General features: G+C 64.9%; 10 protein-coding genes and 1 pseudogene. 5 read left to right on the top strand and 6 right to left on the bottom strand.

Annotation, left to right across the window (positions count from 1 at the left end; genetic code table 11):
* From AC1D00_RS07480 to AC1D00_RS07470, 3 genes are all read left to right on the top strand, one after another.
* The coding region (locus AC1D00_RS07480) for a creatininase family protein (protein WP_477010220.1) at window positions 1-611 on the top strand (611 nt) is incomplete at its 5' end.
* A gap of 139 nt (window positions 612-750) precedes the next feature.
* On the top strand, window positions 751-1,014 hold the full coding sequence (locus AC1D00_RS07475) for a hypothetical protein (protein WP_477010219.1): 264 nt from the start codon (window positions 751-753) through the stop codon (window positions 1,012-1,014).
* Window positions 1,015-1,411: 397 nt separating this feature from the next.
* On the top strand, window positions 1,412-3,382 hold the full coding sequence (locus AC1D00_RS07470; protein WP_477010218.1) for a carbohydrate porin: 1,971 nt from the start codon (window positions 1,412-1,414) through the stop codon (window positions 3,380-3,382).
* 209 nt (window positions 3,383-3,591) lie between these two features.
* Here the strand turns inward: AC1D00_RS07470 and AC1D00_RS07465 are convergent, their stop codons facing one another.
* Complete coding sequence (locus AC1D00_RS07465) at window positions 3,592-5,667, bottom strand: methyl-accepting chemotaxis protein (RefSeq protein WP_477010217.1); 2,076 nt, start codon at window positions 5,665-5,667, stop codon at window positions 3,592-3,594.
* Window positions 5,668-5,910: 243 nt separating this feature from the next.
* On the opposite strand from AC1D00_RS07465, the gene AC1D00_RS07460 reads away from it, so the two are divergent.
* Window positions 5,911-7,209 carry a hemolysin family protein gene (locus tag AC1D00_RS07460; protein WP_135179020.1) on the top strand — a complete coding sequence of 433 codons (1,299 nt, stop codon included), beginning with the start codon at window positions 5,911-5,913 and terminating at the stop codon, window positions 7,207-7,209.
* A gap of 222 nt (window positions 7,210-7,431) precedes the next feature.
* Here AC1D00_RS07460 and AC1D00_RS07455 read toward each other — a convergent pair whose 3' ends face one another.
* The 3 genes from AC1D00_RS07455 to AC1D00_RS07445 all read right to left on the bottom strand — a co-directional run bounded on the left by AC1D00_RS07455 (window position 7,432) and on the right by AC1D00_RS07445 (window position 10,616).
* Window positions 7,432-7,671, bottom strand: a complete 240-nt coding sequence (locus tag AC1D00_RS07455; protein WP_477010216.1) for a PilZ domain-containing protein — start codon at window positions 7,669-7,671, stop codon at window positions 7,432-7,434.
* A 102-nt stretch (window positions 7,672-7,773) separates the two neighbouring features.
* Window positions 7,774-9,399, bottom strand: a complete 1,626-nt coding sequence (locus AC1D00_RS07450; RefSeq protein WP_477010215.1) for an FMN-binding glutamate synthase family protein — start codon at window positions 9,397-9,399, stop codon at window positions 7,774-7,776.
* Between the two features lie 443 nt (window positions 9,400-9,842).
* Window positions 9,843-10,616, bottom strand: coding sequence for a ferredoxin--NADP reductase (locus AC1D00_RS07445; RefSeq protein WP_477010214.1), 774 nt, complete (start codon window positions 10,614-10,616; stop codon window positions 9,843-9,845).
* A gap of 374 nt (window positions 10,617-10,990) precedes the next feature.
* On the opposite strand from AC1D00_RS07445, the gene AC1D00_RS07440 reads away from it, so the two are divergent.
* Window positions 10,991-11,791: an ATP-grasp domain-containing protein gene (locus AC1D00_RS07440; RefSeq protein WP_477010213.1), complete on the top strand. Its 801-nt coding sequence runs from the start codon at window positions 10,991-10,993 to the stop codon at window positions 11,789-11,791.
* A 177-nt stretch (window positions 11,792-11,968) separates the two neighbouring features.
* On the opposite strand, the gene AC1D00_RS07435 is transcribed toward AC1D00_RS07440, so the two are convergent.
* Window positions 11,969-12,895, bottom strand: a complete 927-nt coding sequence (locus tag AC1D00_RS07435) for an amino acid ABC transporter substrate-binding protein (RefSeq protein ID WP_477010212.1) — start codon at window positions 12,893-12,895, stop codon at window positions 11,969-11,971.
* A 9-nt stretch (window positions 12,896-12,904) separates the two neighbouring features.
* Window positions 12,905-13,279, bottom strand: a pseudogene (locus tag AC1D00_RS07430) (dicarboxylate/amino acid:cation symporter); the annotation flags it as partial.
* Window positions 13,280-13,283: the final 4 nt, after the last annotated feature.

The following is a 13,283-nucleotide window of genomic DNA, read 5'->3' as shown; positions in this document are numbered from 1 at the left end:
GTTTTCTCCCCGTCGAACCGGTCGGGATTTCCACCGAGCATATCGACTATCCGGGCACGCAGACGCTGCCGAACGACGTGGCGCTGAGGAAGTGGACCGCGATCGGCGAGGCGGTCGCGCGTCGCGGGGTGAAGAAGCTCGTCATCATCACCAGCCATGGCGGCAACAGCGCGGCGATGATGCTGGTCGCGCAGGATCTGCGCGCACATCACAAGCTTTTCGTGGTGACGACGTCATGGTCACGGCTGTCGGGCGCGGACAAGCTGTTCCCGGCCGAGGAGGTGCGCCACGGCATTCATGGCGGCGCGGTCGAGACCTCGATCATGCTGGCGCGCTATCCCGACCAGGTGCGTCAGGATGCGATCGCGGATTTTCCCGCGAGCAGCGTCGCGATGGAGACGCAGTATCGCTGGCTGTCGACGCAGCGGCCCGCGCCGTTCGCCTGGCAGGCGCAGGATCTCAACGCCAGCGGTGCCATCGGCAACGCGACGCTGGCCGTGCCGGAGAAGGGCGAGCGATTGCTGGATCAGGGTGCGCGCGCCTTCTGCGAGCTGCTCACTGAAGTTGATAACTTCGACGTGAACAGGCTCGCCAAGGGCCCTCTCGGCTAACCAACATCCTCCTGGAATCATTGAGGAAAGAACCTCAACCCGGGGTCGCATCCGCCGTCTTCGAACCGGACGCGGGGAGCCTCCGTCCAACTGGGCACGCGGGCCACAACGGACCGCCTCAACCCGGATGGAGTTTCACATGTCGATCAAGACCAAGATTGCCGCCGCAGCTCTCGCTGCCCTCGCCGTCACCGGCAGCATTCTGTCCACCACCTCCTCGGCCGAAGCCAAGCAGCCCGGCTGGGTCTGGGGTGTGGGTGCCGGCATCGCCACCGCCGCTGTGGTCGGCTCCGCGATCGCCGCCAGCAACGACCCCTATTACTACGGCTATCACCGCTGCGGCTGGGTCGCCCAGTACAACGCCTTCGGCCAGTACGTTGGCCGCGTTCGCAGCTGCTACTGATTTGAGTACCTGAGGCCGATCTCACGTGGATCCCGCGTCCGACACGGGCGCCTCATCCACCCCGTGTCGTGCCCCGACCCCGCCCGGCTGTCCCCCCGGGCGGGGTCAACCATTTCTGGACCTGAGAACTTGTTGCAGTCCCGTCACACAGCGGTGCGAACCATCACCTGCGGCAATCCGTGTCAGTTGCTATTGCGAATTAATCGCAATAAGGTTTGCAACAAGCACGGGGACTTGGGAAGAAATCGCGTCGAATCGAGATCATCTCGGCCGATCGCGTGACCAACCGGAACCTGGTGACAGGATCGCCGCGAATCGGCAGGGATGTCGGGGCGGCTGGGCATATTTGCGTTTGGGGGCGTGCGTTTTGACGTTGAGGGGTCACCGACACCGATATTTGCGGACAGCGGCAGCGATCGCCTCCGGCGTGCTGGCTTTTCCCGCCGCCGGCCGCGCGGCCGATCTGCCGCTGAAGGCACCGGCCTTGAAGGCAGTCTATGACTGGACCGGCCTCTACATCGGCGCGCATGCCGGCTATGGCCGCGGTTCGTCCCGCTTCGCGCTGAACGACGGCACCGCGATCGGCGACAGCGGCGTCTTCAGCGGCATGATCGGCGGCGTGCAGGCCGGCTACAATTACCGGCTCAATTCCGGCTGGCTGGTCGGCGTCGAAGGCGATTTTTCGTTTCCCAACTACATCACCTCGAACTCGATCGTCTCCTTCCTGTCGACACCCGCCAACACCGTCACGCAGCAATGGGACTACACCGCCAGCCTGCGCGGCCGCGTCGGCTACACCAGCGGTCCATGGCTCGTCTATGCCACCGGCGGCTTTGCATGGATGGGCGAGCGCTATTTCGACACGCCGGCCTCCGGCGCCGAAGTCCCGAAGATCCTGAACACGCGGCCCGGCTGGATCGCGGGTGCCGGCATCGAATACGGCTTCGCACCGCATTGGAGCGCACGGCTCGAATACCTCTATAGCCGCTTCGACGGCACCAACGTCGCCTTCTCCACGGGGGCCCAATACGCCTCCTCGTCGCTCGACTTCCAGCAGGTCAGGCTCGGCCTCAACCGCAAGGTCGATTGGCCGGGCATGCCGAGCTACAATCCGAAGAGCTCCCTGATCGACACGGAATCGGATCGCTGGGAGATTCACGGTCAGAGCACCTATCTGCCGCAAGGCTATCCGTCGTTTCCCGCTCTCTACAGCGGAACGAACTCTCTCTCGCCGTCGGCGCAGGCCAAGGCGACCTGGAGCAACAGCCTGTTCCTGAACGCGAAGCTGTGGGACGGCGGCGAGGTCTATTACAATCCCGAGCTGCTCCAGGGATTTGGACTGAACGACACGGTCGGCGCGGCCGGCTTCCCCAACGGCGAGGCGCAGAAGTCGAACTTCCCCTATCCGCACTACAACACCTCGCGCCTGTTCGTGCGTCAGACCTTCGGCTTCGGCGGCGAGCAGGAAGAGCTCGCGAGCGGCCAGTTGCAGCTCGGCCAGAAGGTCGACGTTTCCAGGCTCACCGTGCAGGCCGGCAAGTTCGCGGTGGTCGACGTGTTCGACGGCAACGCCTACGCCAAGGACACCCGCAAGGATTTCATGAACTGGTCGCTGTGGGCGCCGGGCGCCTTCGACTATTCCGCCGACAAGGTCGGCCTCACCTATGGCGTCACCGCCGAACTGAACCAGAAGCAATGGGCGCTGCGCGGCGGCTATTTCCTGATGGTCGCGGAGCCCAATTCGAATCACTTCGACACCAAGGTCGGGGAGCGCGGCCAGTACGTGCTCGAGCTGGAGACGCGCTTCTCGCTGTTCGGCCAACCCGGCAAGCTCAGGACCATGGGCTGGGTCGACAGCGCCAACATGGGCAGCTTCCGCGAGACGCTGGACAATCCCGCGCTCAACCTCGACATCGCACAGACCCGGCGCGGCCGCCTCAAGGTCGGCTACGTCGTCAATCTCGAGCAGGCGATCACCGACGATGTCGGACTGTTCGGCCGCTGGAGCTGGAACGACGGCAAGAGTGAAACGCTCGCCTTCACCGACATCAATCGCAGCCTGTCCGGCGGATTGTCGATCAAGGGCACGAAATGGGGCCGGCCCGACGACGTGATCGGCATCGGCGGCGCCGTCAACGCAATCTCCCAGGACTATCGCGACTTCCTTGCCGCCGGCGGCCTCGGCGTGCTGATCGGCGACGGCGCGCTCAACTATCGCAAGGAGCGTATCCTCGAGACCTATTACGCCTACGCGCTGAACAAGGCACTCACCTTCACCGCCGACTACCAGCTCATCGTCAATCCCGCCTACAACGCGGATCGTGGCCCGGTGTCGGTGTTCTCCGGGCGGCTCCACGGCGAGTTCTGATCGCAGGCGCGCGCCTCGTCCTTCGAGACGCCCGCTTCGCGGGCTCCTCAGGATGAGGCTAAGCAGCATTGGTGCCCGTCGAAACTGCGGCCGCGCACTCTGTCCTCATCCTGAGGAGCCCGCCAAAAGCGGGCGTCGCGAAGGATGGGCCACAGGGACGTCGCTCTGCAAATGCGATTGCGCCCCCAGCGGGGAGAGACGTTCGCTTTCTACGCCGCCCGGATCGCGTCCAGGAACTTGCCGACCTCGACCTTGAGACGGCTGCTCTCGCCCGACAGCGATTTGGCTGCCGCGAGCACATTCGAAGATGCCGATCCGGTCTGGCTCGCGCCGCGCTGCACGTCGACGATGCTGGCGGAGACCTGCTGGGTGCCGCGGGCCGCCTGCTGCACGTTGCGGGAAATCTCCCGCGTCGCCGCGCCCTGCTCCTCGACCGCCGAGGCGATCGCAGACGCGATCTCGGACATGCGGGTGATGGTGTCGCCGATCGCCTTGATGGCGCCGACGGAATCCTCCGTCGCCGTCTGGATTCCCGCGATCTGCTGGCTGATCTCGCCGGTGGCCTTGGCGGTCTGCTCGGCCAGCGCCTTGACCTCGGAGGCGACGACGGCAAAGCCGCGGCCGGCCTCGCCGGCGCGCGCCGCCTCGATGGTGGCGTTCAGCGCCAGAAGATTGGTCTGGCCCGCGATCTGGCTGATGAGCTCGACGACGTCCCCGATCCGGCCGGCGGCCTTGGCCAGCTCGCCGACATGGTCGTTGGTCCGCACCGCCTGCTGCACCGCTTCGCCGGCGACGCGCGCGGAGTCCTGGACCTGCCGGCTGATCTCGTCCACCGACGAGGCCATTTCCTCCGCCGCCGCGGCAACGGTCTGCACGTTGGTGGAGGCCTGCTCGGACGCGGCCGCGACGGTCGCAGTGACCTTTTCCGATTGATCGGCCGTGCTCGTCAGCGTTCCCGCCGAGGCCTCCAGCTCCGACGATGCCGACGCGACGGTGTTGATGACGTCGCCGATCATGGCTTCGAAGTCGCGCGCAATCTGGTCCACGCGGTGGCCGCGACGGAGCCTCGCCTCCGCTTCGACCGCGGCCGCCTCGTCGGCGGCCTTCTTGGCGACGAGCGAATCCTTGAAGTGCCGCAGCGAGCCCGCCACCTGGCCGATCTCGTCGTTGCGGCCCGTCGCGGGGATCTCGACTTCATGCTGTCCGGCGGCGAGCGTCCCGATCACGTCCGCGAGCCGGCTGAGCGGCGTCACCACGCGGCTGCGCAGCATCATGGTCACGCCACCGAGCGTCCCGAGCAGCGCCAGCACCGCCACGCCCGCGAGGGCGAGCATCGCCAGCGCGCCGTCGCGCGCGGAGGCGGCGCGCTCGGCAGCTTCGGCCAGCGCGGCGTCGCGCACGCCGTAGAACATCTGGATGGCCGGCACGATGACACTGGCCAGCTCATCGGCGTTGACGCCGTACTTGCCGTCGCTGCGGGCCGCGGGCATTTCCTTGTCCACGACGAGCGCAGCTTTCCCGAAATAGGAGTCCGTCGCCGCCTTCAGCGCGGTGGCGATGCGGGGCGGGTTTCCGAGCTGGTCGATGCCGGCCTCGATGCGCTCGCGGTCGGCTTCGACACGCCCCTGCATACGATCCATCAGCGAGAACTCGGTCACCGCGAGCGGGCGGCGTGCGGTCAGCGCCGGCGACAGCGTGGCGGCGCGGCTGCCGGCCGAGACGCGCAGATCCTGCGCCGTCCGCGCCAGGTTCAACAGCGCCGCAAGCGAGGAATCGGCATTGACGACCTTCGCCTCGAGCCGGTTCATGACCGGTTCGATATTGCCGAGCACCTCGGCAACACCGGGCAGGAAACCCTTGATCGCGGCGCTGTCGCGCGCCGCCAGCGGAACGCTCATCGCGCGATCCGCCGCGATGTGGATCTCCTTCAGCCGCCGCGCGGCACGGTCGAGATGCTCGGCAATCGCTCCGCCGTCATCCAGCACCATGATGGCCCGCCTTGCGCTCTCGAAGGCGGTCTCGGCGGCTTTCGCGGCCTTCGCGGCAACGTCGATCTGGGCCTGCGTTGCAGCGGCTTCCTGGAAGATCGGTCCAATGTAGGGGGCGCGAAGACCGGCGACTTGCTGGCTGACCATCAGGGTCGCACCAAAAGCGTCAACCGTCTTGATCGCGTCGGAGCGGTTCGAGAAGATGCGCGCCTGGGGTATCAGCACCTCGGCGCCGAGGATGACTGCAAAAACCGTCACCGTCAGCATCGACAGCGCGAAGAGCTTCCCGATCCGCATCCTTGGGTCCCCGAACACATTGCTACAAATGTCGAAAACCTAGCTGTCGGCCACTAAGGGCCCGTTAAGCAACGGCCCGTAGTTCCGCGGAGTGCCATAGGCCGCGCGGGTCTGCCGAACGCTGTCGTCGCCGGGTTCCCCGCAGTGCCAGATGCGACAGAATTGCCGGGATTTTCCTCGCAAAATACCTATATCAATGCTTGCGCCGCCATCCGGCCGCACTCGCATACCTCCGGAACATCAATGCTCTCGGTCGAACTCGTCATCGTCGTCGTCCTGATCGTCATCAACGGCCTGCTCTCCATGTCCGAACTGGCCGTGGTCTCGTCCCGCCCGGCCCGCCTCTCGCTGCTCGCGGCCAAGGGCGTGCGCGGCGCCGAGCGGGCGCTGACGCTGGCGGCCGATCCCGGCAAATTCCTCTCGACGGTGCAGATCGGCATCACGCTGGTCGGCGTTCTCTCGGGTGCATTCTCCGGCGCGACGCTCGGGCAGCGGCTGGCGCAATGGCTGGTCGAGCTCGGCCTGTCCGCCGGCATCGCCGACATCGTCGGCGTCGGCATCGTCGTCACGCTCATCACCTACGCCACCCTGATCGTCGGCGAACTGGTGCCGAAGCAGGTGGCGCTGCGCGACCCCGAGAGCATCGCGGTCAAGGTCGCGCCCGCGATGCACGTGCTGGCGCGGATTTCACTCCCGCTCGTCTTCCTGCTCGATCTCTCCGGCAAGCTGATCCTCACGCTGCTCGGCCGCGGCGGCAAGGCCGAGGAGAAGGTCTCGGAGGACGAGATCCATCACCTCGTCAGCGAAGCCGAAAACGCCGGCGTGCTCGAACCCGGCGAGAAGGAGATGATCGCCGGCGTGATGCGGCTCGGCGACCGGCCGGTCGGCGCCGTCATGACGCCGCGCACGGAGGTCGACGAGATCGACCTGAACGACGCACCGGAAGCCATTCAAGCGATCATCGCCAAGAGCCCGCATTCACGCTTTCCGGCCTCGGACGGCGAACGCGACAAGCCGATCGGCGTGCTCCAGGCCAAGGACCTGCTGGTCGCGTTCATGAACGAACGCACGCCCGATCTGCGGGCGCTGGTCCGCGAAGCGCCGAGCATTCCCGCCTCGGCGGATGCCCGCGACGTGCTCGCGATCCTGAGGGCCGCTCCGGTCCATGTCGGTTTCGTCTATGACGAGTACGGCGCCTTCGAAGGCGTGGTCACTGCGGCCGACATTCTGGAATCGATCGTCGGCGCGTTCCATTCCGAGGAAGGCCCGCCGGAGCCGGCCTATGTCAAGCGCGCAGACGAATCGCTGCTGGTCGCCGGCTGGATGCCGGTCGACGAATTCGGCGAGCTGCTCGGCATCGAGCTGCCGCCGCACCATCGCTTCTACACCGTGGCGGGCCTCGTGCTGCAACACTTCAACGTGCTGCCCAATGTCGGCGACGCCTTCGACCTCGGCGGCTGGCACATCGAGGTGGTCGATCTCGACGGAAGAAGGATCGACAAGATTCTGGCGAGCCGGAGAGATGAGCAGGCGGCGGCGTGAGTTGCGGGCGCTTGTGTGTGTGAGATCGCGGGACGGCGTACCAATCTCGACTCGTCGTCCCGGCGAAGGCCGGGACCCATACCGCGAGGTCTATCGATTTCGGAAGGACGCAGTACCGAATGACGAGTCTTCGCCAAACCACTCCCTGTGGTTATGGGTCCCGGCCTTCGCCGGGACGACAACGGAGCAAGAACCTCGCGCTAACGCCCAATAACAGATCCCCTACCCGAACTTCACACCGATCCGCTTTTCCTTGCGCCAGACCACGGTGCACGCCAGATGCTTTCCGTCGGCCTGGATCAGCAGGGTGAAGTGTTCGGGAATGCCGACCGGGCTGGTGACATCGAGGGCTGCGCCGGTGTCCGAGAAATTGCGGACGGTGCAGTCGATCGCGCCGCCGCCGAACTCGATCGTTCCGGCCTTCAGCACGCGATGTCTGGCTTTGTTGCGTCGCTCGTCCATGGGATGAATCTATACCCAAAGTTGAATCAGACGTTAAGCCATCGCTCTGCTTGCGACAATTCCATGGCCTCGGGCGGCCGCTTCATATCGTGGCCCGGCGCTTCACAGCGCCGGCTGGAACGTCTCCGCCCGCGCCATCCGCCAGGCGTCGCGGAAGCGCGGGTCTTCCGTGCCTTCGAGCAATTCGCCCGGACGCAGCGCCGGATAGAGCTGCGCAAATGATTGCACCTGGGTCGTCGACGTCCGTTGGCTGAAATGGATCGGGCGCAGCTGCTGGGGATGTTCGAGACCGGCCGCGGCGATCAGCTCGGTCAGCGAGTGCAGCGTCGCATGGTGGTAATTGTGCACGCGGTCGATCTTGAGCGGCACGTAGAGCGCGCGCGCCCGCGTCGGATCCTGCGTCGCGACGCCGGTCGGGCAACGGTCGGTATGGCAGCTCAGCGACTGGATGCAGCCGAGCGAGAACATGAAGCCGCGCGCCGAATTGCACCAGTCGGCGCCGATCGCCATTGCCCGCGCCATGTCGAAGGCGGTGGCGATCTTGCCGGAAGCGCCGAGCTTGATGCGGTCGCGCGCATTGATGCCAATCAGCGCATTGTGGACGAAGTTGACGCCCTCGCGCATCGGCATGCCCAGATGGTCCATGAACTCCAGCGGCGCGGCGCCGGTGCCGCCCTCGTTGCCGTCGACGACGATGAAATCGGGATAGATGCCGGTCTCCAGCATCGCCTTGCAGATCGCCAGGAATTCCCAGGGATGACCGATGCACAGCTTGAATCCGGCCGGCTTGCCGCCGGAGAGGCGTCGCATCTCCGCGATGAACTGCATCATGCCTGTCGGCGTCGAGAACGCGCGGTGCGAGGCCGGCGAGATGCAGTCCTCGCCCATGGACACGCCGCGGATCTTGGAGATCTCCTCCGAGACCTTCGCCGCCGGCAGCACGCCGCCATGGCCGGGCTTGGCACCCTGGCTGATCTTGAGCTCGACCATCTTGATCTGGTCTTCGCTGGCGACCCGCGCGAACGCCTCGGGATCGAACGTGCCGTCGAGGTGACGGCAGCCGAAATAGCCCGAGCCGATTTCCCAGATGATGTCGCCGCCCATCTCGCGGTGATAGGGGCTGAAGCCGCCCTCGCCGGTGTCATGCGCGAAGCCGCCCTTCTTCGCGCCGGCATTGAGCGCACGCACCGCGTTCGGGCTGAGCGCGCCGAAGCTCATCGCCGAGATGTTGAACACCGATGCCGAATATGGCTTTGCGCAATCGGGGCCGCCGATGGTGACGCGAAACTTCTCCTCGGCATGCGTCTTCGGCGACACCGAATGATGCATCCACTCGTAGCCCTCGCGGTAGACGTCCTCCTGGGTTCCGAACGGACGCTTGTCGAGCTGCATCTTGGCGCGCTGATAGACCACCGCGCGGATGTCGCGCGAGAACGGCATGCCGTCCTTCTCGCTCTCGAAGAAATACTGCCGCATCTCGGGGCGGATTTCTTCCAGCAGGAAGCGGATATGCGCCGAGATCGGGTAGTTGCGCAGAACCGCATGGCCCTTCTGCATGAGGTCGCGGACACCGAGCAGCGTCAGGGCGCCGAAGATCAGGATCGGGATCAGCAGGATGTCGAAGATCTTGCGGTCGGCGATGCCGACGCCGATCAGGAGCGCGGTGACGACCGCGCAGATCGTCAGCACGATGAAGCGCGGCGAGAATGGAATCAGCAGGGTTTCCATGGCCCCCTCTTCCAGGGGCCCACGCTTCGATTTTGGCGCTTTGCTATTTTCGTCGGCCACGATTCCCATCCTCTCGCCAGCTTGAGGCGGTACGATACGCCCGCGCCTGTCATACGGATATGACGCGGCGCTTGTTTCAGGCTAGCGAATTCGGCCGCGGCAAATCAATCCGCCGAGAGGTTAGGCTTTTGCAGTGCAGCAGAAAAGGCGGGGATGGGAGGAGGCCGCAGTGGCCACAAACCGAGCTGTCATCCCGGGCAAGCGTCAGCGCAGACCCGGGATCCATAACCACGGGATTTCGTGACTGAGAAAGCTGTCACTGCGAGTCTTCGCCAAACCATGTCCTGTGGCTATGGATCCCGGATCSGCGCTCCGCTTCGCTGCGMKTGTCCGGGACGACGAGTTGAATGGGAGACGAGATCGCGCCACCCATTCAAGAGGACTCAGCGCTCGACGAACGCCTTCTCGATCACGAAATGGCCGGGCCTGTTGCCGCTGCCTTCGACGAAGTCGCGGCCTTCGAACATCACCTTCAGCTCTTCCAGCATCGCCGGGCTGCCGCACATCATGATGCGGTCGGTTGCGATGTCGAGCGGGCCCTGTCCGATGTCGTTGAAGATCTGCTCGGAGCTGATGAGGTCGGTGATGCGGCCACGATTGCGGAACGGCTCGCGGGTCACGGTCGGGTAGTAGACGAGCTTGTCAGCGAGCAGCTCCCCGAACAGCTCGTCCTCGCGCAGATTGGCGACGAGCTTCTCGCCATAGGCGAGCTCGGAGACCTGGCGGCAGCCGTGCACCAGCACGATGGTCTCGAACTGTTCGTAGACGTCGGGGTCCTTGATCAGGCTCGCGAACGGCGCGAGGCCCGTCCCGGTCGAGAGCAACATCAGCCGCTTGCCCGGGATGAGGTTGTCGGTGATCAGCGTGCCGGTCGCCTTGCGGCCGACCAGGATGGTGTCGCCTTCCTTGATCTTCTGGAGGCGCGAGGTCAGCGGGCCGTCCTGAACCTTGATCGAGAAGAACTCGAGCTCTTCCTCGTGGTTGGCGCTCGCCATGCTGTAGGCGCGCAGCAGCGGACGGCCGTCGACCTCGAGGCCGATCATCGCGAACTGCCCGTTCTGGAAACGGAAGCCGGTATCGCGCGTGGCGCGAAAGCTGAACAGCGTGTCGGTCCAGTGCTGGACGGAAAGAACCTTCTCTCGGTAAAACGCGCTCATGATTTTCGATATTCCGAATAATTGCGGTTTTAGGGCAAAAGCATTGCCCGGCCCTGAAAGCGGGGCGGACACCATTGCCATGGCGGAGGATTTCGCGTGTGTGATCTACGCCATTGAGACCAATAATCAACCTCGTTTCGGGTGCAATTGATGCCGATCAAACCGGCATTTGCGGAGGAATTGGCCGCGCCATTAACGAATCTGCTGCGTGGCGCGCGCACAGGGCAATTTCTTTTCCCTTTCGGGCTCGACGGCAGCACTTAATTTCCGTCGCGCTCGCGAGAATTTCATTAAGAATAGCTCTGATTTTCACCCCGGCCTGGCGCCGAATCCCGCATTTTTGCGGCTTTTGGCGACAGGAGTGACTGAGACCCATGGCCAGCAGCGAACGCATCTTCGTCCAGGCGATCCGGCGCTATTGCGCCCGCCATGGCATTGCCGTCGACATCCGCTCCGGCGGCTGGCTGATCGCGATGCGCCGGGGCGAGGCGCGCCACTTCGCCTTCGGCTACGACATCGGCCTCAACAGCGCCATCGCGCATCGCCTCGCCAACGACAAATCGGCGACGGCCGAGGCGCTGACCCTCGAGGGCGTGCCCTGCATTCCTCATCATCTCTTCCTCAACCCGAGGCTGGGCAAGAATGTCGTTGGCGCCACCTGGCGAGAGGCAATGCTCGTGCTGCTTCACGACCATCCGCAAGGTGTGGTGGTGAAGCCGAACGAGGGGACATCGGGGCGATCGGTGTTCAAGGTGACGACGGAGGCGGAACTCGACCACGCGGTTGGCGAAGTCTTTTCGATGAGCACGGGGCTCGTGATCTCACCCTATGTCGCGATCGAGCAGGAGATCCGCGTGGTGCTGCTCGATGACGCGCCACTTGTCGTCTACAGCAAGCAGCGTGGATCGGATTGGCGGCACAATCTCGATGCCGGCGCACGGCCGGTGCTGATGGAGGACGGCGAGGTTCGCGCGGCCTGCGTCAAGCTCGCCGCCGACGCCGCCAATGCCATCGGCATTGCCTTCGCATCGATCGACGTGGTCCGCGTCGACGGCTCCTGGCGCGTGCTCGAGATCAATTCCGGCGTGATGATGGAAGCGCTGGCGAAGCTGCATCCGGAGCTGGTGCAGGCGACGTATGACGCGGCGCTGGACCGGGTGTTTGGCATAAATTAGCAGCCACGGGCACTGCACCCTCTCCCCTTGTGGGAGAGGGTGGCTCGCCGCCTTGGCGGCGAGACGGGTGAGGGGTCTCTCTCCGCGAGCACGCCTCACGCAGCAGCATTCGAGGATAGAACCCCTCATCCGGCGCTTCGCGCCACCTTCTCCCAAAGGGGAGAAGGGAAGTAAGCGCTAGTTATTCGCGCTCGCCGAATCGTCCATCGCCTTGAAGGCTTCCTCGAGTTGCAGCGAGATCGGCACGTTGAGCCGTTCGCCGGTCGGAAGCCTGGCGGTGAACCATTTGTTGTAGAGCGGGACGAGGTCGCGGTTGGAGCCGAGCTTGCGGAAGGTGCGCTCGACCACGGCCGACAATTGCGGCTCAACCTTCCTGAACATGATGCCGTAGGGGTCATAGGACAGGTAATCGCCGGTGACGCGGAACTTGTCCTGCGCCTTGTGGCGCGCGATCAGGCCGGAGAGCAGGATGTCGTCGGTCGCGAACGCATCGGCCTTGCCGTCGACGAGCATCTGATACGACTGCTCGTGATCCGGCGAGGTGACGACGTTCAACCCGAGCGAGGACTTCTTGTCGGCCGCCTGGATCGCCTGCTCGTTGGTGGTGCCCTTGGTCACCACCACGGTCTTGCCCTTCAGATCGGTCAACGACTGGACCTTTGACGCCTTCGGCACCATCAGCTTGGTGCCGGCGACGAATATCAGCGGGGAGAAGGCGACGCGCTTGCCACGCTCGGCATTGGCGGTGGTCGAGCCGCATTCCAGGTCGATCTTGTTCTGGAGCACGGCGTCGATGCGGTCGTCCGAGGTGACCTTGACGTAGTCGATCCTGAGATTGGGATCGTCGACCTCGACGCCGATCTCCTCGACGATCGCCTCGCAGAGTTCGAGGCTGTAGCCGATCGGGCGGCCCGACTGGTCGAGGAAGGAGAACGGCGGCGAGCTCTCGCGATAGCCGAGCCGCACGACATGCGCTTTCTTGATGGCCGACAGCGTCGGGCTGAGCCCTTCGCTGCTGGTCTGGGCGAATGCTGTGGTCGCGAGCAACGATGCCGCGAGCCAGAGGCAGCCGCCGATCACTGACCTCGTCAGTGTCTGGCCCATGATGCGCTCCTAACCATGGCCGGCCATGGCGGGCACTTCGCCGGGCACCATGTCGCCGGGCACGGCGTCGCCTGGTCCCATCTCATGCTCGGGCCCAAGCTCGCCTTCCCACTTCGCCACGACCGAGGTCGCGAGCGTGTTGCCGATCACGTTGGTGGCGCTGCGGCCCATGTCGAGGAAGGTGTCGATGCCCATGATCATGAGCAGGCCGGCCTCGGGAATGTTGAACTGCGCCAGCGTCGAGGCGATCACGACGAGGGAGGCGCGCGGCACGCCGGCGACGCCCTTGGAGGTGATCATCAAGGTCGCCAGCATCGCGAGCTGCGTGCCGAGCGCCATGTCGATGTGGTAGCTCTGCGCGTTGAAGACGGCCGCGAAGGTGCATTAC

The sequence above is a fragment of the Bradyrhizobium sp. P2_E8 genome (assembly GCF_056403875.1).
Note: the sequence above shows the minus strand (reverse complement) of the source record. Positions and strands in the feature narration are given on the sequence as shown.

Coding starts and splice junctions, on each gene's coding strand:
- AC1D00_RS07475 (WP_477010219.1), top strand. CDS start 751: ATGTCGATCAAGACCAAGATTGCCGCCGCAGCTCTCGCTGCCCTCGCC.
- AC1D00_RS07465 (WP_477010217.1), bottom strand. CDS start 5,667: ATGCGGATCGGGAAGCTCTTCGCGCTGTCGATGCTGACGGTGACGGTT.
- AC1D00_RS07460 (WP_135179020.1), top strand. CDS start 5,911: ATGCTCTCGGTCGAACTCGTCATCGTCGTCGTCCTGATCGTCATCAAC.
- AC1D00_RS07455 (WP_477010216.1), bottom strand. CDS start 7,671: ATGGACGAGCGACGCAACAAAGCCAGACATCGCGTGCTGAAGGCCGGA.
- AC1D00_RS07450 (WP_477010215.1), bottom strand. CDS start 9,399: ATGGAAACCCTGCTGATTCCATTCTCGCCGCGCTTCATCGTGCTGACG.
- AC1D00_RS07445 (WP_477010214.1), bottom strand. CDS start 10,616: ATGAGCGCGTTTTACCGAGAGAAGGTTCTTTCCGTCCAGCACTGGACC.
- AC1D00_RS07440 (WP_477010213.1), top strand. CDS start 10,991: ATGGCCAGCAGCGAACGCATCTTCGTCCAGGCGATCCGGCGCTATTGC.
- AC1D00_RS07435 (WP_477010212.1), bottom strand. CDS start 12,895: ATGGGCCAGACACTGACGAGGTCAGTGATCGGCGGCTGCCTCTGGCTC.